The organism is Methylomonas sp. TEB (genome assembly GCF_047777895.1).
In the GTDB taxonomy this organism is placed as follows: Bacteria; Pseudomonadota; Gammaproteobacteria; order Methylococcales; family Methylomonadaceae; genus Methylomonas.
In genome coordinates this window covers 4584781-4603486 of sequence record NZ_CP180476.1, presented here as the reverse complement: position 1 = coordinate 4603486, position 18706 = coordinate 4584781, and the positions used below count along the sequence as shown (strand labels likewise).

Genomic DNA, 18706 nt, shown 5'->3' with positions numbered 1-18706 from the left:
AACATGACCGAAATAACACCGATCACGCCTTTTTCCCCAGTACACACGATATACAAGGTCGAGCGCGAAGAGCGTGAAAAGCGCCAGCCGCAAAAACAACCGCAGACCAAACCCGACCCAAACAAAGACGATAAACAGCCTGCCGAGCATGTTGACGAAATAGTGTGATGAGCGAATATTTAGTGCTGGTTTTGGCGGGGGTAGTCGTATTTATGCTAGCGGTGTTAGTTCGGCTGTTGCGCCAGCAGCAAACACTAAAACAACAATTTCAGCGTCTTGAAGAGCGGGTGCAGCGTAGCAACGAGGATGTGGCCGGCCTTTGCTCTGCCGCTGTGGCTGTTGATCGGCGGCTGGCGGCGAACGACTCGCGATTGAATAGCATTGTCGATCAAGTCAACACGCAACGGCAAACCGTTGCTGAGGTGGCGCCCGCTGAACCTATCCCCGCAGGCGGCTATGAAGATGTGATTCAAAAAATCCGTAGTGGGGTTGGCATTGAGGCGCTGGTCCGGGATTGCGGCTTGACCCGTGATGAAGCGGTTTTATTAATGCGTTTGCATGGCGGCGGCAAACGTTCCGGTTTGGGTTAGGCGCTGGTCGTTTCCAGATACTGGTCCACGCCCCGTTCCGCACGAGTTATCGATATATCCGCTACCCTCTGTAACAAACGCCGGTAATTTTCATCGTGTTGACTTCTATCGTTATGCCGGTGCCAAAGATGTAATACCGGTGCCGCAAAGCGGCCTTCTTTCCGTTTGATGCCTTGATGAATCAGGCGGATCACCAAGTCCGAATCTTCATATCCCCAGCCTTCGAAGACTTCATCAAAACCATTTGTTGCCAGGAAATCGTCTTTCCAGACTGCCAGATTGCAGGTCATGGCTTTTTGCCAATTCTGCGATTGCCAATAACGCCAGCCGTAAAGCGGTAAATACAGTAAAGGCAGTAGACGATTGATGCGACCTCGCAGCCGTTGCCATAAAAAAAAGCCAAACGACTGCTCATGTAGCGGGATTTTTTGCTTTAGTACCAGTGATGTGTAAGCTTCGTTCAATAACAGCCGGTTGCCCGGAACGAAATAACCGGTTTCGGCCAATTGCCGATGATTTCTAATAAAATCCGGTAGCGCGACGCAATCGCCGTCCATAAACAGCAGATAATCGCCGCGACTGGCTGCAACCGCTTTGTTACGGATGGTGCCGGCCCGAAATCCCTTATCCTCATGCCAAACGTGCCCTAGTGGAATTTCGCTGGTTTCGATAAAGCCTTTGATCAATTCCTGCGTTGCAGTACCGGAACCGTCATCGGCGATGATGATTTCAAACCGGCGATCTTGTTGAGCCATCAGTGCGCGCAAACAGGCGGAAAGCGCTTCCGGCCAGTTATAGGTGGTGACGATGACAGAAATCAAGCCCTTCATTTGTTTGCCGGGTTGCGGCAAAGCTCGCGTAGTTTCAGGTATTTGTAATAACTGCCCTCGGCGTTGGATATGGCCAACATTAAGCCTTCCGCGCCATCCAAAATGGCTGCCTGGACGAAGTAGGTGCGGATGAAGGTCCACAGGCCCTTGCCGATAGCTTTGCCCAAGCTGGAGCGCTTACCGTGATTGAACATTTTCTCGGCGCCCAGCGAGGAATAAGCGTTGATCTTATGCAGCACCTCGGCGGGATCGACGAAGGCTTCGTGCCAAAGCGGGTTTTTGAGCCGACCGATAACCCCTTTAACCTCAATACGCTCATGCACGACTTCGCTGCTGAAGCGTCCGACATCGCGGCGAAACAGCCTAAGCACGTAATCCGGCCACCAGCCGCCATGCTTGATTGGCTTGCCGCAGTAGCTGGATAAGCGGGGGATTTCGAAGCCCTGCACCTCGTTTTGCTGCATGGCTTGCAGGATTTCGGCTTTTAACGCCGGCCCGATTTCCTCGTCGGCATCGATAGACAACACCCAGTCGCCGAGGGCTTTATCCAGTGCTCTTTGCTTTTGCGGCCCAAATCCGGGCCAGTCGGTGATGAAGACTTTGTTGGTAAATTGTCGGCAAATCGCGACAGTCTCATCGCTACTACCCGAGTCGAGAACAATGATTTCATCGGCCCAAGCAACCGATGCCAGGCAGCGGCCGATATGTTGCGCCTCGTTTTTGGTGATGACGATAACGCTAAGCATTGGCCTGACGAAGGGTGGAGTCGGCAGGATGACTGAGTAAGGCACCGAGAAAAAACGCCAGCAAATAGCCTTCAGCAAAAGTTTTGAAATGCGAGTTGAACAGGCTTGAAGCACAAATTGCCACCAAAAAACTGGCGGCAATCGGCCCGTAGGGCTTGTTATTCATGCCCTGGCGCAATGCGACGACAATATAAGCAAAGAACAACAGCAAGCCGACCAAGCCGTTTTCCAGCCAAATAAACAGGTATTGATTATGCGGGTCGCTAGTGCTGGTGCCTTGCCATCCCTGGCTTTTGGCCAAGGCATAATTACTGTAGGTCGGCTTGAACGATGACGTGCCATAGCCAAACCAAGGCGCTTTCTCGATGAGTTCCACGGTGTTTTTGTAAAAGACCACCCGAATGCCTACCGATGTTAAATCCTGGCTGCTTTGATAGCTTGCTTGTTCGTCCCAGGCCAGTCTGAATCGGTCTTGCAAGGTGTTGGAGCTCAGGCCAAAGGCCACCAGCACGATGGCGGCTATCCCAATAATTTGTGGTAGTTTGCTGTAGCCATATATCGAGCCCAATGCAAAAACCGCGGCGATGGGTACGGCCAAATAGCCACTCCTACCGGTACTGATGAAGAAAATATTGAATAAAAATATGGCAATTCCCGCCCACACGGCATATTTCCAACGAGGGGTTAGCGGTTCCTGCACCAGGAAGATAGCGCATAGCAGGGCCGCCACAAAAGCAGTGCTCTGGGTGGCGTGATTGGTCATGAAAATACCGGCTTCCCGGCCGTCTCTAACGATAAGATCCAACGCCCAAAGCGGCATCGCAATCATGCCAGCCACCACCATGGCGACAAAATAGCTGTAGACAAAACGTTTTTGCCACTGCGATTGCTGAAAAACACCGAGTAGCAGAAACACGTAAAGTAGTTTTTTCCAGCTGGATAAGGTTTCCAATTTGCTGTGCCAGTCTGTTTCGGCGTAAAGCGTGCCGATGATTAACCAGGCAAAGAAAAGCACGATCATTTTTCCGACAGGCTGTTGCCAGGATAACTTAAGGGTCTGCACTGCCTGGCCGGAAAGTAGCCAGAATATCAGTAATGCCACGCTGGCTATGCTGGCAACCGCCGTGGAAACGGGGGCGGCGATAGCAGCGGCAATAGTGAGGCAGCGACAGATGTTGAGCGATGTCTCGGATGTCAGGGGGGATGCAAGCATATTTTGTAGCCTTAGCGCCATAACTGATAAATGTATTTACGCTTGAGTTTTTCCCAGCGGAAAAACAGTCCTTTCAGCCAGGTGGGCGGATCGGCTTCCAAAGCACTTTTGAACATGCCGTTTTTACTGCCTTGTTCGATGACAGGATCTTCCAGCCAAATCATTTGAATGCCGAGCTGTTTGTCGATTTTTTCGAACTGATTGTCAATCGGTTCGGCGATTTTGTGAGTTTTAATCCAGTCTAGTCTCTGGCGGGCGGTGCTGGAATCAATAAGATAGGAATCGGCAAAGCGACCGCGATGCCCGAGATACAGGTATTGATCCGGTTTGCGCTGACTCTTGGGCGTAAAAAAATTACCGCCGGAGCCGACGTAGATGACTTTGTTGCCGGGAAATTGCCCGCTCTGACTGAGTGCGCGTTGCAAACCGAGCTGAATATCCTTACTGAACACGGCATCGTCTTCCAGTACCAAACAGAAACCTTGGCCATTACCGTCCGCAATTCTCTGTAAGGCTGCCACATGCTTTAATGCGCAGGATTGCTGAGCCGTAGTCAGATGATGGTCGTCACGGAAATACTCGGCCACCACGCTGTCTGTCAAATCGCCTATATCCCAGTCGAAAATAAATTCCGCCGACATCCCGAAATCGCGTAGTTGTTGTTCCATGAACATACGGCGTTGACTAAACGCTTTGACATTCAAAACCAAAATGCGGTCAAGGCTGGGCGATTGCATCATGCGAATTTGTAGTTAGGCTGTTGACAAAAGCGGCGATTATCGACGGTTTTGTGGAAAATAACATCTTCGTTATGGCCGTTTGGCTTGCAATGTTTGCGCGATCACGTCGATCACCCGGCCACTGGATAACTGATCAAGGCAAGCGCTGTGGCTGTCGCGGTGCCGGTCGCAACCTTCCAGTTGGCAGGGTAGGCAGTTTTGTTCGGTTTGGCCTTGCAGCAGATACACGTTATTTACTTGGCTTGAACCACGAGACGCGAAAGGCGTTTTATCTTCGCCGTATCGGCTCGGCCAGGGTGCCCATTTTTCCGGATCAGTGGGTCCGAATAAGGCAAAAGTCAGTGTGCCGGTGGCCGCCGCCAAGTGGGTGATGCCGGTGTCTGGGCCGACGAATAATGCGGCTTTGCCAATCAAGGCGGACAATTGCGCCAGCGACAGCTGACCGGCAAGATTGAGCGCGCCTGCCGACAGTTGTTGCTGTATTTCTCGCAAGGCTGCCAACTCGGCGGGATTGCCGCTGCCGGTTAATACGACTTTAAAACCTTGCCGGTCTAAAAAGGCGATGAGCTCGCACCAGCCCTCGGCGTGCCACTGTTTATAGCGCCATTGCGGCATAATATGTAGAACGACGTAGGGATCAGTTATGCTGGGTATCGGCGTCGAGCTTTGCGGCGGAGTCAGGCGATAGCAAGGCGCTATTCCCAGTAACTTGCAGAAGCGCAAGTTTTCCAAGACGGCGTGACCGTAATCGCTGCTAAATACCAGCCAGCGCTTGAGTAGCGCTTTTTTCCACCAAGCCTTAGTAGCATCGCCAGGCACAAAGCCGATGCTGGTTTTGCCGGCTATCGCTGCGCACAAAGTTGGCCGGTCGCCGGCTTGCGTGGAAATGGCTAAATCGTAACGGCGAAACAGGCTGAATAACAATTTGCCGAATGCCAAACCGCCGGGCTTGCCCGCTACGGTTAATAAGCGCCGGATGTCGGGATTGCCTTCCAGCATACCGGCGTTGCTGGCCGGCAGTAAAACGTCAATGTCGGCGTTTGGATAGGCTTGCTTCAGCGACGAAATGAGTGGGGTAACCAGCAGCGTATCGCCCAGATAACGTAGGGTTATCACCAAAATGCGTTTAGGTTGTATATTGAGCGGTTTTTGGTTGGGCATGGAACGCTGGCTGATCAACATGGCTGTACATTTTAAAGGTAAACAGTATTGAACACGTTACAAAATTCGCGCAAAACTATGACGGACGGGCAGGTGTACAAGCGTTTATTGGCGTTTGTGTTGCCGTATTGGCGTTTATTTTTGGTAACTGCCATCGGTTTTGCGATCTATGCCGCCACTGAGCCGGCGGTGGTGATGATTATTCAGCGCATCATCGACAGCTTTGGGGCGCCGGATCGGGGAGATATTCAATATCTGCCGCTGGCCTTCGTGGTGTTGTTTCTGGTACGAGGCATAGGCTCGTTTTTGGGTAATTATTACCTGGCGCGAATTTCCGGCAATTTGATTCACAAGCTGCGTTGCGAAATTTTTAATCAGTACACCCGCTTGTCGGTGCAATATTTCGATGCGCATAACAGCGGCTACATGATTTCGCGGATTACCAATAACATCGGCGAAGTCACGCGGGCGACGTCCGATTCGATTCGTTCTTTCGTGCGCGAAGGTTTTACTGCGGTTGGCTTGCTGGGTTATCTGGCTTATACCAACTGGCAGCTCTCCTTGGTGTTTTTGGCGATAGCCCCGGTGGTAGCGATCATGGTGCGTTATGTCGGCAAACGTTTAAAACGCTTAAGCCGCAACATGCAAGATACCGTGGGCGATTTGACGCATATCACCTCGGAAATGGTCTCCGGAAACCGTATCGTAAAAAGTTTCGGCGGGGAAGATTACGAGCGGCAACGCTTTAAGAAAGCCAGTCTGGAAAATCGCGGCCAACATCGCAAGCTGATCATGACCGTATCGCTGAATAATCCGTTGATGCAACTGGTCATTTCTTTTGCCTTGGCCGGCATGATGTATCTGGCCTTGATCATGATGAAATCGTCCAGCCCGGGGGAATTCGTCGGCTTTTTTACCGCGGCATTCTTGTTGCCCAAACCGATTCGGCAATTGAGCGATGCCAATTCCGAGATCCTGCGCGGTATCGCGGCGGCGGAATCTTTATTCGAAGTATTGGACGAGCCGGCGGAAATCGATGGTGGCGACTATCAGGTTGAGCGCAGCCAGGGCCGCATCGAATTCAAAAATCTCAGTTTTAGCTATCCCGGCAGTGAAACCCCGGCCTTGAATAACATCAATGTGACGATCGAACCCGGCCAGACTGTAGCCTTGGTCGGGGCTTCGGGTGGCGGCAAAAGCACGATGATTAACCTGTTGCCGCGTTTTTACGACTACGAGCAGGGCGAGATTTTGATCGATGGCGTGCCGTTAAAACGCTACCGCTTGGATAGTTTGCGCCGGCAGATCGCCTTGGTTACCCAAAACGTCACCTTGTTCAACGCTTCCGTTGCGAATAATATTGCCTATGGTGCGTTACAAGGTGCGGCCAGAGAGCAGATAGAGCAGGCCGCGGTCGATGCCTATGCGATGGACTTTATCAGCAAAATGCCGCAAGGATTGGAGACCGAGATTGGTGAGAATGGTGTCAAGCTGTCCGGTGGCCAGCGCCAGCGCTTGGCCCTGGCTCGGGCCCTATTGAAGGATGCACCCATTTTGATTCTGGATGAAGCCACTTCGGCGCTGGATACCGAATCGGAGCGCTACATTCAGGCGGCATTGAAGCGGGTGATGCAAGGCCGCACGACCTTGGTGGTGGCGCATCGCTTGTCCACCATCGAGAGTGCGGATGTGATCTTGGTAATGGACAAAGGCCGGATTGTCGAACAAGGTTCGCATCGCGAACTGTTGGCTCGCGATGGGGCGTATGCCAAATTGCATAAGATGCAGTTTCAGGATGGCGGTCAAACAGAGCAGCCGGAGACTGCTGTCGCGCAGGAGTGAAGAGTCAGCCGGCGGCTCAGATGATTCGCCGGCTGGGATAGGTGTTTAAAATTGTTTGGAGTTTTTGCTGTTGCGGAATATCAGCGGCTTTTCCCGGTCGGACAAGGCGAGTTCGCGCGCCGAATCAATCGCGGCGTCGATTCTGTGCCGTTCCGGGGACTTGCTGCACACGGGATCGGTGCTGTACATGTCGCCGTTGAACAAGAAGGCCTGACAGCGGCAACCGCCGAAGTCTTTAAGCTTCTCGTCGCAGCTGCGGCAAGGCTCCTGCATCCACTCGGTGCCGCGGAAGAAGTTGAAGGTTTTCGACTCATTCCAGATTTCTTCGATGCTGAAATCCTTGACGTTCGGGCAATCCAGGCCGGGCAATTCGCGAGCCGAATGGCAGGGCAACGCGGTACCGTCCGGGGCGATGGTCAAAAACGTCGTGCCCCAACCGTTCATGCAAGCCTTTGGTCGGTCTTCGTAATAATCCGGCACCACATAGTAAATCTTCATCTTGCCGGCGACTTTTTCCTTGTAAGCTTGGGCAATTTTTTCCGCTTCCTGAAACTGCTCGCGGGTGGGCAGCAAGGCGTCGCGATTCAAATGCGCCCAGCCGTAATATTGGGTATTGGCTAACTCCAGATAATCGGCGCCGAGGTTTTCGGCCATCTCCAGAATTTGCGGCATTTGGTGAATATTTTCCCGATGAATCACCACGCACAGCACCATGGGATAGCCGTGTTTTTTAATCAGCCTGGCCACGTCCTGCTTGTGTTGATAGCTAGCGGTGCCGGCGATGTGATCGTTCAGTTCCTGGGTGCTGGCCTGGATACTGATTTGGATGTGGTCAAGACCGGCTTGTTTTAATTCGACGATTTTTTCTTCGCTTAAGCCGTAACCGGAGGTGATTAGGTTGGAGTAATAACCCAGTTCGCGCGCGTATCCGACCAATTCGGTCAAGTCCTGGCGGGTGAGCGGTTCGCCGCCGGAAAAGCCTAGCTGCACCGCGCCCATCTTTCGAGCCTGGCTGAGTACTCGTTTCCAATCCTCGGTGCTTAATTCGTTCGGGTATTTAGCGTAATCCAGCGGATTGGAGCAATACGGGCATTGCAGCGGGCACTTGTAGCTCAGCTCGGCCAACAGCCAGCGTGGTCGGGTAATATTAAGCTTGTTTGATCCAGCCATTTTGCAATGCTACGTTCAAAAAGTTAGTGATGTCGTCGGTCAATCCGGAGGTAGCGAATTTCTCCTCCAGTTCGCATACGATTTGTGCCAGCATCCGGCTGCCGTCGCACAACTTGAGTATTTCCGCCGAACTTTGGTTTAACTCGACCATGCCTTCGGGATAGAGAATCACGTATTTTTGTTGAGCTTCTTCCCATTGCAGCCTATGCAGCGGCGAGAATTGGATAAGTTGGTCTGGGGTGATGGTCATGAGGTTCCGGTGTTTAAGCAAACGGCTAGCGCATTAAGCCGCTTCAATGTCTTCAAATATTTCCGCTAGCGGCAGGCTGAGGCTCAAGCTGTGTAGCTGGCAATCGACGTCGCCTATGTAATCGTGCAACAGCCAGTCGTTGTCGGCAGTGCGGCGGAAGCATTCCACGCGGCGCGCGTCGATGTCGATGATGAGGTATTCGTTTAAGGATTCTAGTTGCCGGTAGGCGGCGAATTTGCCACCGCGATCATAAGCGGCTGTCGAGTCCGATAGCACTTCAACGATCAGCGATGGGTTGGAAATAAATTGCTGGTTGCCCAGGTCGCTAGGATGGCAGGACACCATGACATCGGGGTAAAAGAACGCATCGGCAGCCTCGACTCGCAGCTTCAGGTCAGCAACATAAGGTCGGCAGGGCGTGCCGCGAAGTCGTTGTTTCAGGCCAGCAAAGATGTTGCCGCATACGATCACATGGTCCTGTCTGGCCCCCGTCATCGCAAATACTTCGCCTGCCACGAACTCATGCTTTTCAGCTTGAGTTTCCTCCCAAGCCAAAAAGTCGGCTGCGCTAAAACGAAGTTGTTCGGCAGTTTGCATCGTTATTTTTCGATATTGAAATAGGGCGGCATGTCAGCGACATAGGCCAGATAAATCGCATCGGCCATGCTCCACAATACATCCAGTTTAAATTTCAGAATTTGCACCATGCGTTCTTGCTGTTCGCGGGTTTTGTACCAATCCAGCGTGAGTTCCAAGCCGTGTTCCACGTCGCGCCGGGCTTCGGTCAGGCGTTTGCGGAAGTAAGTGTAACCCTCTTGGTCGACCCATGGATAGACGTCCGGCCAATTGTCCAAGCGCTGTTGATGAATTTTTGGGGCAAAGAGTTCAGTCAGTGACGAGCTGGCGGCTTCGTGCCATTCCGCGCGGCGGGCGAAATTGACGTAGGCGTCCACGGCAAAACGCACGCCGGGCAGCACATGTTCCAGCGAAGTGATTTCTTCGCGGCTCAGGCCAACTGCGATGCCTAAACGTATCCAGGCTTCGATGCCACCGGGGTCGCCAGGGTGGCCGTCGTGGTCCAGGATGCGTTGCACCCATTTGGCGCGGGTCTCCCGGTCCGGGCAATTGGCCATGATGTTGGCGTCTTTGATCGGAATCATCACCTGGTAATAAAAGCGGTTGGCGACCCAGCCTTGCAATTGTTGCTTGGTCAGTTTGCCTTCATTCATCAGCGTGTGCATCGGATGATGGATGTGGTAGAACTTTTCCATCCCACGCAATTTGGCTTCGAATTCTTCGCGGCTCCAGGGTTGATTATCTGCAGTCATGTCACACCTTTTTATAAGTCAATTTCCAGTCCGTCGTAAGCCACTTCGATGCCGTTGGCATCCAGGGTTTTACGCTCCGGCGAATCTTCGTCGAGAATCGGGTTGGTGTTGTTGATATGAATCAAAATCTTGCGGGCGTTTGGCACGCCATTCAATACTTCAATCATGCCTCCAGGCCCGGACTGCGGCAAGTGGCCAATGTCTCGAGCACGTTTTTGGCTAATGCCGCGTGTCACCATTTCGTCATCGGTCCAGAATGTACCGTCTACCATTAGACAGTCAACGTTCAGCATCGCTTGCAGGACGTGCGGCTCGATTTCACCGAGGCCGGGTGAGTAATAAAGTTTTTTGCCGGTGGAAATTTGCTCGACGATGACGCCGATGTTGTCGCCGTCGTGCGGATCGTGGCGGTGCGGCGAATAGGGCGGTGCCTTGCTTTTCAGGGCATGGGCATAAATGCGGATGTCATCAATCCCGGGAATCTCGAACGGGGATTCGTCGCAGGCAATCGGATGGTGATTGACGGTGCAATAGTCTTTCAACATGTTGAATAGCGGAAAGCCGCTAGTCAAATCCTGCTTGACCATCTCGGTGCAATAGACGTTCAACGGTTTGCCTTCGCGCAGCATCAACATGCCGGTGGTATGGTCGATTTGGCTGTCGATCAACAGCACGGCTTTGATGCCGGTGTCGCGGATGCCTTCTTTGGGTTGGATGGCCGGAAAGGCTTCCAATTGCGCCCGAATGTCCGGCGAGGTGTTAAACAGTAACCAGTTGCGGTTGTCGGTACTGATCGCTATCGACGATTGGGTGCGGGCTTTGCCGTTGAATTGGCCGTTACGCAGGCGTCGGCAATTGTCGCAGTTGCAGTTCCATTGCGGAAAGCCGCCGCCGGCTCCGGCGCCGAGAACTCTAATCTTCATGTTTGCCTAAGGGGAATGATGAATGAGCGCCGCATGATACGGGATTAAAAAACGCCAGGCAAAAAAAAGGGGCAGGAAAATGCCCCTTTTTTATCGTCATCCCTAAGGATTAACGGTTGTAGATATACATGGTAACTTCAAAACCGAAACGCATGTCATTGTAAGCTGGTGTTTCCCATTTCATTTATATACCCTCCAGAGGTTTTGTTGTTGTGTGCGATAGCTTGATCGAGAAAGCTGCGCCGAAGTATACGATGAAGTTTTTCTTTGCGCAACAGAGCAATCAAACCGGAACTAACAGCACTTGGAGCGATGTCTCTGCGCTTAAGTTCCCGGCCTTACCAGGCCATTTTCAGCGCAAGTGCCAACAGCACAATCGCAAAGTAACGCTTCAATTTTTGTGCCGGCAAACTGTGCGCCAATTTGGCGCCTAACGGTGCGGTAAATATGCTGGTTAAGACTATGCCGGCGAAGGCGGGCAGGTACAGATAGCCGAAACTGCCAACAGGTAAATGACTATCTTGCCAACCCAATACCGCGTAACTGGTCGCAGCCGCCAGGGCAATAGGGATTGCGCAGGTGCTGGAGGTGGCGACCGCGTTTTTCATCGGCAGGCCGTTGCTCGCCAGGTAAGGTACGGTCATGGTGCCGCCGCCGATGCCTAAAATGGCTGATAGTACGCCGATCAACAGACCCATCGGGTAATCCAGGGAGAATTTGGCTGGGTGTGATGACGCTTTGTTGGGCTTGGGTATCGCCATTTGTGCGCTGGTATAAATTAGATAAGCAACAAAAAACCAACGGAGTGAGTCGGCGCTGATATATTCGGCCAATACGGCACCGCCAACGGCGCCCAGCAGCATACTCGGGGCTAAATGCCTTGCTCGTCGCCAATCGATGTTACCCAATTTGTGGTGCGTGCGCACTGAAGCTGCCGACGTAAGTACCGCAGTCGCCAGTGATGTGGCAACGGCAATCAACATAATTTGTTCCGGATCAAAGCGCTGAGTTTGGAACACCCACACCAGCACCGGCACAATCAATGCGCCGCCGCCTATACCGAACAAACCGGCGGCGACGCCGGCGAGAATGCCCAGTAAAAGGCCGGCTAAAAAAATTTCCGTCATGATGATTAATGGCTGGGGAATAAGCAAAGCACTATGATAGCGACTCATTTATACTGTGTCTTTTGATCCATTAAGTAGGCGAGTGGCTAAGGCATGAAAACGTATCTGGTCGGCGGCGCAGTTCGCGACCGTTTGCTGGATTTTCCGGTTAAGGAGCGTGACTGGCTGGTGGTAGGTGAGACTGCGGACAGTATGCTGGCCGCCGGTTTTCGGCCGGTGGGCAAAGACTTTCCGGTATTTTTGCATCCTATCGATCACGAAGAATATGCCTTGGCGCGTACCGAGCGTAAAACGGCCCCGGGTTACAAGGGATTTGCGGTGCATGCCTCACCGGATGTGACGCTGGAAGAGGATTTATTGCGGCGGGATTTAACCGTCAATGCGATGGCAATGACGGATGACGGCGAATTGATTGATCCGTTTCATGGACGGCGCGATTTGGAAAACCGCATCTTGCGCCATGTGTCTCCCGCATTTAGTGAAGACCCGGTGCGGATCTTGCGCGTGGCCCGTTTCGCTGCCCGTTATGCCCATTTGGGCTTTACTGTCGCCGAGGAAACGCTGGAATTGATGCGCAAGATGGTAGTGGCCGGCGAAGCGGATTTTCTGGTTGCCGAGCGGGTGTGGGCCGAGTTGTACAAAGCCTTATTGGAGCGAACGCCAGCGGCGTTTTTCCAGGTGCTGAAAGACTGTGGCGCATTGCGAGCGGTTTTTCCTGAACTCGACGCTTTATTCGGCGTACCGCAACCGGAGAAATATCATCCGGAAATCGATACCGGCGTGCATTCGTTGATGGTGCTGGAGCAGGCGGCGCGACTTTCCGAAAAGCCAGAGGTACGTCTGGCGGCCTTGTTACATGATCTGGGTAAGGCCTTGACCCCCAGCCAGCATTGGCCCAGCCATCATGGTCATGAGCAAAAAGGTTTGCCGGTGCTTGCCAAGCTGTGCCAAAGATTGCGGGTGCCGAATCATTTTAAATCGCTGTGTGCGCAGGTCATGCAATACCACACCCATTGCCACCGGGCTTTGGAATTGCGGGCGGATACCTTGACCGATATGTTGCAAACCCTGGGCGCATTCAAGCCCGATAGCCATTTGGCTGATTTTCTCCAGGCGTGCGAAGCCGACGCGCGCGGCCGGACCGGATTCGAAGACCGGCCCTACCCGCAAGCCGACTACATTCGCTCGGCGGCACTGGCGGCCTCGGCTGTCGATACCTCGGCGGCTTTGCTGAAAGGCTTGCAAGGCGAGCAGATTGGTATCGCTATCCGCAAATTGCGGGCCCAAGCCGTCAACGATTACAAACAACGCTATCAGCACCTAACAATTGAATCAGCATGAATGCCATCCTGGTCTCCGCCGGCTTATTGATTTGCAGCAACGTCTTTATGACCTTTGCCTGGTACGCACATCTAAAGGAATTGAATAACAAGCCCTGGTTGCTGGCCGCATTCGTCAGTTGGGGCATCGCCCTATTCGAATATCTGTTACAAGTGCCCGCCAATCGTATCGGATACACGCAGTGCAGTGTCGCCCAACTGAAAATTATGCAGGAAGTGATAGCGCTGAGCGTATTCGTACCCTTCTCGGTGTTCTACATGAAAGAGCCGTTGAAACTGGATTATCTCTGGGCCGGGCTGTGTTTGCTGGGCGCGGTGTTTTTTATGTTCAGAGCCAAATTAAGCTGAAATTGAACGGAATGGAATAACAATAATAATGGGTGAACAGCATGCTTAGTTACCGCCACGGCTTCCACGCCGGCAATTTTGCCGATGTTTTAAAGCACAGTCTGCTGACGCTGGCGATCAACGCCTTGAAACAGAAAGACAAGCCGTTTGTTTACATCGATACCCACGCCGGAGCCGGTAAATATTCTTTTAAATCCGAGTTTGCCCAAAAAACCGGCGAATACCAGCAAGGCATCGCCAAACTTTGGGACAGCCAGGACGCGCCGCCGGAATTAAGAGATTATCTATCCGCAGTACGTGCGGAAAACACCGGACGGCAACTGGTGCGCTACCCCGGCTCGCCGCAATTGGTCAAGCGTTTGGTCAGGCAACAAGACCGCTTGGTATTGTCCGAATTGCATAGCAGCGATGTCGAAGCCCTTCAACACTTGTTCGCCGGCGACAAGCAGGTCAGCGTCTCCAAGGAAGACGGCTTGCAGACCTTGACCAAGAAGTTGCCGCCCATCCAAAAGCGCGGCTTGATTCTGATCGATCCCAGTTACGAAATGCGCGACGAATACAAAAAAATCATCGCAGCGCTGACGACCGCTTATAAACACTTCGCTACCGGTGTTTATGCGCTGTGGTATCCGGTCATCGACCGCACGGCCACTGAAAACTTCATGCGGCAATTGGAGCAAAGCGGCATTCCTCGCCAGCTGCGCATCGAGCATTGTATAGCCGAAGACGGACCGGGGCGCGGTATGACCGGTTCCGGCATGTTATTCATCAATCCGCCGTGGCAACTGGATAGTCAAGCCGAAGCCTTGTTGCCTTGCTTGGATCAAGCGTTGGCGGATGGCCGGGGGCATTGGCGGGTAGAGTGGCAGGTGCCCGAAGCGACAGTGGCGAGCGCGGTAAGGAATTAGCCATGATTAGAAAGAATCTCGACTTGATCATCGTCGGTTTTGTGGTACTCGCTATCGTCATGTACGATGTGACGCTGGAGCTGCTGGGTGAATTGATGCATCTGGTGTTCGAAGGATTTCATGTGGCCTTCGAGTATGTCGAATTAGGTATTGAAGAAGCCGTCGAATTGGTATTCCACGTTTTGGATGTCGGTGAAATCATCGAGTATCTATTCGAGTCCGACCGCCACGGCAGCCAGGTGGTGACGTTTTATATTTTGGTCACCATTGCCTGGTTCGGTTTTTATCGACTCTCGAAATTAGTTCCCCGGCTTTGGGCCTCTTTTAAGCAAATGCTTTTGAATACCTGGGTACGGCGGAAGACCGAATTAGAGTTGTATTGGCTGTCGCTGACGATAAGGGACAAGGTGACTATCGCTTTTACTGCCGTGGCTGTTGCTTATATCGCGTCATTTTTCGTGATGTGATGGCGTGCACCGTTGACGAAACCGTTTTATTTTTAATTTTCTTATGCCATTACTAGAACAAGTTACCCAATCCATTCTGGCCGGCAACGGCCTGCAAACCCAGGACGTAGACCGAGTGATGGCGGCGCTGCTCAGTGCCCCGGTCGACGCGGCCGATATTTATTTTCAGTCCAGTCATTTCGAGTCCTGGTCCATGGAGGGCGGCATTATCAAGGAAGGTAGCCATTCCATAGAACACGGCGCCGGGGTGCGTGTGGTGAGCGGCGATAAGACCGGCTTTGCTTACAGCGACCGCATCGAATTGCCGATTCTGCTGGAGGCCGCCAATAACGTCAAAGCCATTGTCAGACACGGTCAGCAGGCGCGGCGCCAGATCGAAGTCGCCAAGAGTTGGCCGCAGTTATACCAACCGGTCAATCCCTTAAAGTCTCTGGACGATCAGGCAAAAATCGACTTACTAAAACGTGTCGATAGCGAAACCCGCAAGTTGGACAGTCGTATCGAAGAAGTGATGGTCAGCTTGATTGCGGCTTATGACAGCGTGCTGATTGCCAATCAGGATGGCTCGTTGGCGGCCGATGTGCGGCCCTTGGTGCGGATGAACGTGACGGTGATTATGGTCGAAAACGGTCGCCGCGAGCAGGGCAGCATGGGCGGCGGCGGGCGCAGCGATTACAGCTTTTTTCTGGAAAATGACCGGGCTTTCGAATACGGCCGCGAAGCGGTGCGTTTGGCCCAGGTTAATTTGCAGGCCCAGGAAGCACCGGCCGGCAATATGACCGTGGTGTTGGGGCCGGGCTGGCCGGGGATTTTGTTGCACGAAGCGATCGGCCACGGTTTGGAAGGCGACTTCAACCGCAAAGGCACTTCGGCGTTTAGTGGTCGAGTCGGCGAGCGGGTGGCTTCGGATTTATGCACCGTAGTCGACGACGGTACGCTGGTTGGGCGGCGCGGCTCCTTGAATATCGACGACGAAGGCACGCCCACCGAGAACACCGTGCTCATCGAAAAAGGCATTTTAAAAGGCTATATGCAAGACAAGCTCAATGCGCGCTTGATGGGCGTAAAACCCACCGGCAACGGCCGCCGGGAATCGTATGCGCACTTGCCGATGCCGCGCATGACCAATACCTACATGCTGCCGGGGCAGAGCGATCCGGAAGAAATTATCCGTTCCGTTAAGAAAGGCTTGTACGCCCGTAACTTTGGCGGCGGTCAGGTGGATATTACTTCCGGCAAATTTGTGTTTTCCACCAGCGAAGCCTACTTGATCGAAAACGGCCAAATTACCCGCCCCGTGAAAGGCGCCACGCTAATTGGTAATGGTCCGGACGTGTTGACTAAAGTATCGATGGTCGGTAACGACATGGCTTTGGATAGCGGCGTCGGCACTTGCGGCAAGGATGGGCAAAGCGTGCCGGTCGGCGTCGGTCAGCCCACCTTGAAAATCGATGGTCTAACCGTCGGCGGCACCAGCGTTTAATGCCTCGGGCCGCTCGGCTTCGGCTCACACCTGCAATCGAATTCTAAGAGACTTACCGTGCAAAATCAGGAAGAAATTAATCGCTTAAAAAATGTCGTTCAACAGTTATTGGACGAAGCCAAACAACAAGGAGCCAGTGGCGCCGAAGCGGCATTCAGCGTAGACAACGGGCTGTCGGTGTCGGCGCGTTTGGGGGAAGTGGAAACCGTCGAGTATCACTGCGATCAAGGCATCGGGGTTACCGTTTATTTTGGTCAGAAAAAGGGCTCGGCCAGTACCAACGATATTTCCAGTGATTCGCTAAAAGAAACCGTCAAGGCAGCCTGTAGCATTGCCCGTTACGCCAGCGACGACGCCTATTCCGGCTTGCCGGATGCCGAGTTATTGGCAACCGAATTTCCGGATCTGGATCTGAACCACCCCTGGGATATTAACGCCGAGCAAGCCATCAATATCGCCATCGAATGCGAAAACATCGCCCGCGGCTACGATAAAGCGATTAGCAATTCCGAAGGCGCGTCGGTCAATACGCATCAAGGCACCCGGGTATTCGGCAATTCGCTGGGCTTTTTGCAAGGTTACCAATCCAGCCGACATTCGTTGAGCTGTTCGGTGCTGGCCGGCAGCGGCGACGCGATGCAGCGCGATTATTGGTACAGCGTGGCGCGTGATGCGGCAGCTCTGGAATCGGCTAGACAAGTCGGCGAAAAAACCGCGCAACGCACCATAGCTCGCTTGAACGCCCGTAGCCTAAGTACGCGGCAATGTCCGGTATTGTTTGCATCGGAAATGGCGTCCGGTTTGATCGGGGCGCTGATCGGTGCGATCAGCGGCGGCAGTTTATATCGCAAATCTTCGTTTTTGCTGGATACGCTGGATACGCAAATTTTGCCGGATTTCGTGCGCATTCATGAGCAACCCTTCCTGCGCGGTGCGCTGGGCAGCGCCAGTTACGACTCGGAAGGTGTCGCGACTAAGGCCAGGGATATTGTCAGCGACGGTATTTTAAGATCGTACGTGCTCAGCACCTACTCGGCCCGCAAGTTGGGCATGCAAACCACCGGCAATGCCGGCGGCGTGCACAATCTGACCGTCGAACCCGGCAACAACGATTTTGCCGGCATGCTGAAACTGTTGAACACCGGTTTGCTGGTGACCGAATTGATGGGGCAGGGCGTGAACCGGGTGACCGGCGATTATTCGCGCGGCGCCTCGGGGTTTTGGGTGGAAAACGGCGTGGTCCAGTATCCGGTGCAAGAAATTACTATCGCCGGCAATTTAAAGTCCATGCTGCGCAACATCGTCGCCATCGGCAACGATGTGGATTTGCGCGGTAATATCCGGGTGGGCTCGATTTTGCTGGAACAGATGGCGATTGCGGGCGAGTAAATGCCCGGTGGGTTGTCTGTTCAGTCGCTAATATAAGTCTAAGCGTCTCAGACCACTTCGGCATTATTAACCCGGCCCTTAAATCCTGTTTGCCCTGTCGAAAGGCATTCCAGCCAGGGCTTCCGCTCAGCCCGAACGGAATACCCGTGATAAGTAGGGCCGGGTTAATAGTCAATCAACCCGTTACGCCAGGGGTCAGTAAAAAGTGACCTGCGGGGAGTTTTTCTGGGTAGGTGTAAGGGCTAGCCTTGTTTTCCGCAACCTAGCGCTTTTCCGCTATCGACTCGAAAGGCGGCGGCAATTCGCCTTGTAGCGACCAAAGATCGAATGGGGTTTCGTCAATCGAAATTTCCCAATCAAAACCGCGTTCTTTGACAAAAGGTGCAATCACGTTGTCAAGCGTTCGCATCCACCATTCTCGTATGATTGGCCCCGGCAATGTCCGGGCGATTTGGTCAACCTTAAAGCGAATAAACTTGTCATTGCGCACGCCACCGACAAAACAATTGCCTTTAACCACTTCTTCGAAAATGACCACCGCATAAAATCGTGGGATTGGCACCGCCGCATAGACGTTGGTGATTTGTTCAGCTAGTTCTTGTTTGTCTTCTGCGCTGAAGGCTCCGCTGGGGTGATAGACTTTCCACAAAGGCATGATGATTCTCCTGATAATTGAGTAAGTTTTGGTGATCCACTGACCACCTTGTTGTTCTCAATCAGCATCCCGCCAAAACCCGGCGCTTGATGCACGATTGAGAGTCAGGCGACGCGCCACCGCGTTAACTTGCAAATTCCTTGGGGGGTCTAAGCGCAGGCGGCTGCGTCGGCGGTAAATCTATGCCTGAGGAGGC

The 18706-nt window shown here is 53.0% G+C and carries 22 protein-coding genes; 9 read left to right on the top strand and 13 right to left on the bottom strand.

What is annotated here, in order from left to right:
* Positions 1-3 precede the first annotated feature (3 nt).
* A complete protein-coding gene (locus tag ACMXD4_RS20900; RefSeq protein WP_165385994.1) occupies positions 4-168 on the top strand; it encodes a hypothetical protein in 165 nt (54 codons plus the stop codon).
* Positions 168-590, top strand: a complete 423-nt coding sequence (locus ACMXD4_RS20895; protein WP_171697345.1) for a DUF2802 domain-containing protein — start codon at positions 168-170, stop codon at positions 588-590. The genes ACMXD4_RS20900 and ACMXD4_RS20895 overlap by 1 nt, the downstream gene beginning before the upstream one ends.
* Here ACMXD4_RS20895 and ACMXD4_RS20890 read toward each other — a convergent pair.
* The 5 genes from ACMXD4_RS20890 to ACMXD4_RS20870 form a co-directional block, all read right to left on the bottom strand.
* Positions 587-1420 (bottom strand): glycosyltransferase family 2 protein, encoded by an 834-nt coding sequence (locus ACMXD4_RS20890; protein ID WP_171697346.1) that lies wholly within the window; start codon positions 1418-1420, stop codon positions 587-589. The genes ACMXD4_RS20895 and ACMXD4_RS20890 overlap by 4 nt on opposite strands.
* Positions 1417-2166 (bottom strand): glycosyltransferase family 2 protein, encoded by a 750-nt coding sequence (locus ACMXD4_RS20885; RefSeq protein WP_171697347.1) that lies wholly within the window; start codon positions 2164-2166, stop codon positions 1417-1419. The genes ACMXD4_RS20890 and ACMXD4_RS20885 overlap by 4 nt, the downstream gene beginning before the upstream one ends.
* Positions 2159-3379 carry an O-antigen ligase family protein gene (locus ACMXD4_RS20880; protein ID WP_171697348.1) on the bottom strand — a complete coding sequence of 407 codons (1221 nt, stop codon included), beginning with the start codon at positions 3377-3379 and terminating at the stop codon, positions 2159-2161. Before ACMXD4_RS20880 ends, ACMXD4_RS20885 begins: the two co-directional genes overlap by 8 nt.
* Before the next feature lie 11 nt (positions 3380-3390).
* A complete protein-coding gene (locus ACMXD4_RS20875) occupies positions 3391-4119 on the bottom strand; it encodes a glycosyltransferase family 25 protein (RefSeq protein WP_415879273.1) in 729 nt (242 codons plus the stop codon).
* Positions 4120-4188: 69 nt separating this feature from the next.
* Positions 4189-5301, bottom strand: coding sequence for a glycosyltransferase family 9 protein (locus tag ACMXD4_RS20870; RefSeq protein ID WP_415879272.1), 1113 nt, complete (start codon positions 5299-5301; stop codon positions 4189-4191).
* A gap of 57 nt (positions 5302-5358) precedes the next feature.
* Between ACMXD4_RS20870 and msbA the strand changes: the two genes are divergently transcribed.
* Positions 5359-7122, top strand: coding sequence for a lipid A export permease/ATP-binding protein MsbA (msbA, locus tag ACMXD4_RS20865; RefSeq protein ID WP_415880852.1), 1764 nt, complete (start codon positions 5359-5361; stop codon positions 7120-7122).
* Positions 7123-7167: 45 nt separating this feature from the next.
* Here msbA and pqqE read toward each other — a convergent pair whose 3' ends face one another.
* From pqqE to ACMXD4_RS20830, 7 genes are all read right to left on the bottom strand, one after another.
* Complete coding sequence (gene pqqE, locus ACMXD4_RS20860; protein ID WP_415879271.1) at positions 7168-8292, bottom strand: pyrroloquinoline quinone biosynthesis protein PqqE; 1125 nt, start codon at positions 8290-8292, stop codon at positions 7168-7170.
* Positions 8270-8542 (bottom strand): pyrroloquinoline quinone biosynthesis peptide chaperone PqqD, encoded by a 273-nt coding sequence (gene pqqD, locus ACMXD4_RS20855; RefSeq protein WP_415879270.1) that lies wholly within the window; start codon positions 8540-8542, stop codon positions 8270-8272. Before pqqD ends, pqqE begins: the two co-directional genes overlap by 23 nt.
* A 33-nt stretch (positions 8543-8575) precedes the next feature.
* Complete coding sequence (locus ACMXD4_RS20850; RefSeq protein ID WP_415879269.1) at positions 8576-9139, bottom strand: Uma2 family endonuclease; 564 nt, start codon at positions 9137-9139, stop codon at positions 8576-8578.
* Between the two features lie 2 nt (positions 9140-9141).
* Positions 9142-9870: a pyrroloquinoline-quinone synthase PqqC gene (gene pqqC / locus ACMXD4_RS20845; RefSeq protein ID WP_415879268.1), complete on the bottom strand. Its 729-nt coding sequence runs from the start codon at positions 9868-9870 to the stop codon at positions 9142-9144.
* Positions 9871-9881: 11 nt separating this feature from the next.
* Positions 9882-10793: a pyrroloquinoline quinone biosynthesis protein PqqB gene (gene pqqB, locus ACMXD4_RS20840; RefSeq protein WP_415879267.1), complete on the bottom strand. Its 912-nt coding sequence runs from the start codon at positions 10791-10793 to the stop codon at positions 9882-9884.
* A 109-nt stretch (positions 10794-10902) separates the two neighbouring features.
* On the bottom strand, positions 10903-10977 hold the full coding sequence (gene pqqA, locus ACMXD4_RS20835; RefSeq protein WP_054760176.1) for a pyrroloquinoline quinone precursor peptide PqqA: 75 nt from the start codon (positions 10975-10977) through the stop codon (positions 10903-10905).
* A gap of 154 nt (positions 10978-11131) precedes the next feature.
* Positions 11132-11968 carry a sulfite exporter TauE/SafE family protein gene (locus tag ACMXD4_RS20830; RefSeq protein ID WP_415879266.1) on the bottom strand — a complete coding sequence of 279 codons (837 nt, stop codon included), beginning with the start codon at positions 11966-11968 and terminating at the stop codon, positions 11132-11134.
* A 45-nt stretch (positions 11969-12013) separates the two neighbouring features.
* On the opposite strand from ACMXD4_RS20830, the gene ACMXD4_RS20825 reads away from it, so the two are divergent.
* From ACMXD4_RS20825 to pmbA, 6 genes are read left to right on the top strand one after another with little or no spacing between them, the layout of a single operon-like run.
* Positions 12014-13261, top strand: coding sequence for a multifunctional CCA addition/repair protein (locus ACMXD4_RS20825; protein WP_415879265.1), 1248 nt, complete (start codon positions 12014-12016; stop codon positions 13259-13261).
* The gene (locus ACMXD4_RS20820; protein ID WP_319962295.1) at positions 13258-13608 is read left to right on the top strand and encodes a DMT family protein; all 351 of its coding nucleotides are present in this window, start codon (positions 13258-13260) and stop codon (positions 13606-13608) included. Before ACMXD4_RS20825 ends, ACMXD4_RS20820 begins: the two co-directional genes overlap by 4 nt.
* 41 nt (positions 13609-13649) lie before the next feature.
* A complete protein-coding gene (locus tag ACMXD4_RS20815) occupies positions 13650-14516 on the top strand; it encodes a 23S rRNA (adenine(2030)-N(6))-methyltransferase RlmJ (protein WP_415879264.1) in 867 nt (288 codons plus the stop codon).
* Positions 14517-14518: 2 nt separating this feature from the next.
* Entirely contained in the window at positions 14519-14983 is a 465-nt protein-coding gene (locus tag ACMXD4_RS20810) for a hypothetical protein (protein WP_033159385.1), read from the top strand.
* A 43-nt stretch (positions 14984-15026) separates the two neighbouring features.
* On the top strand, positions 15027-16466 hold the full coding sequence (gene tldD / locus ACMXD4_RS20805; protein ID WP_415879263.1) for a metalloprotease TldD: 1440 nt from the start codon (positions 15027-15029) through the stop codon (positions 16464-16466).
* Between the two features lie 57 nt (positions 16467-16523).
* Complete coding sequence (gene pmbA / locus ACMXD4_RS20800; RefSeq protein WP_415879262.1) at positions 16524-17855, top strand: metalloprotease PmbA; 1332 nt, start codon at positions 16524-16526, stop codon at positions 17853-17855.
* Between the two features lie 262 nt (positions 17856-18117).
* On the opposite strand, the gene ACMXD4_RS20795 is transcribed toward pmbA, so the two are convergent.
* Positions 18118-18510: a tautomerase family protein gene (locus ACMXD4_RS20795; RefSeq protein ID WP_415879261.1), complete on the bottom strand. Its 393-nt coding sequence runs from the start codon at positions 18508-18510 to the stop codon at positions 18118-18120.
* Positions 18511-18706 lie beyond the last annotated feature (196 nt).

Bases quoted from the DNA above. Each gene is read 5' to 3' on its own strand.
- pqqE (WP_415879271.1), bottom strand. From the start codon at position 8,292: ATGGCTGGATCAAACAAGCTTAATATTACCCGACCACGCTGGCTGTTG.
- pqqC (WP_415879268.1), bottom strand. From the start codon at position 9,870: ATGACTGCAGATAATCAACCCTGGAGCCGCGAAGAATTCGAAGCCAAA.
- tldD (WP_415879263.1), top strand. From the start codon at position 15,027: ATGCCATTACTAGAACAAGTTACCCAATCCATTCTGGCCGGCAACGGC.
- ACMXD4_RS20795 (WP_415879261.1), bottom strand. From the start codon at position 18,510: ATGCCTTTGTGGAAAGTCTATCACCCCAGCGGAGCCTTCAGCGCAGAA.
- ACMXD4_RS20875 (WP_415879273.1), bottom strand. From the start codon at position 4,119: ATGATGCAATCGCCCAGCCTTGACCGCATTTTGGTTTTGAATGTCAAA.
- ACMXD4_RS20870 (WP_415879272.1), bottom strand. From the start codon at position 5,301: ATGTTGATCAGCCAGCGTTCCATGCCCAACCAAAAACCGCTCAATATA.
- ACMXD4_RS20880 (WP_171697348.1), bottom strand. From the start codon at position 3,379: ATGCTTGCATCCCCCCTGACATCCGAGACATCGCTCAACATCTGTCGC.
- ACMXD4_RS20895 (WP_171697345.1), top strand. From the start codon at position 168: ATGAGCGAATATTTAGTGCTGGTTTTGGCGGGGGTAGTCGTATTTATG.
- msbA (WP_415880852.1), top strand. From the start codon at position 5,359: ATGACGGACGGGCAGGTGTACAAGCGTTTATTGGCGTTTGTGTTGCCG.
- ACMXD4_RS20810 (WP_033159385.1), top strand. From the start codon at position 14,519: ATGATTAGAAAGAATCTCGACTTGATCATCGTCGGTTTTGTGGTACTC.
- ACMXD4_RS20830 (WP_415879266.1), bottom strand. From the start codon at position 11,968: ATGAGTCGCTATCATAGTGCTTTGCTTATTCCCCAGCCATTAATCATC.
- pqqD (WP_415879270.1), bottom strand. From the start codon at position 8,542: ATGACCATCACCCCAGACCAACTTATCCAATTCTCGCCGCTGCATAGG.
- ACMXD4_RS20890 (WP_171697346.1), bottom strand. From the start codon at position 1,420: ATGAAGGGCTTGATTTCTGTCATCGTCACCACCTATAACTGGCCGGAA.
- ACMXD4_RS20850 (WP_415879269.1), bottom strand. From the start codon at position 9,139: ATGCAAACTGCCGAACAACTTCGTTTTAGCGCAGCCGACTTTTTGGCT.
- ACMXD4_RS20900 (WP_165385994.1), top strand. From the start codon at position 4: ATGACCGAAATAACACCGATCACGCCTTTTTCCCCAGTACACACGATA.
- pqqB (WP_415879267.1), bottom strand. From the start codon at position 10,793: ATGAAGATTAGAGTTCTCGGCGCCGGAGCCGGCGGCGGCTTTCCGCAA.
- ACMXD4_RS20820 (WP_319962295.1), top strand. From the start codon at position 13,258: ATGAATGCCATCCTGGTCTCCGCCGGCTTATTGATTTGCAGCAACGTC.
- ACMXD4_RS20815 (WP_415879264.1), top strand. From the start codon at position 13,650: ATGCTTAGTTACCGCCACGGCTTCCACGCCGGCAATTTTGCCGATGTT.
- ACMXD4_RS20885 (WP_171697347.1), bottom strand. From the start codon at position 2,166: ATGCTTAGCGTTATCGTCATCACCAAAAACGAGGCGCAACATATCGGC.
- ACMXD4_RS20825 (WP_415879265.1), top strand. From the start codon at position 12,014: ATGAAAACGTATCTGGTCGGCGGCGCAGTTCGCGACCGTTTGCTGGAT.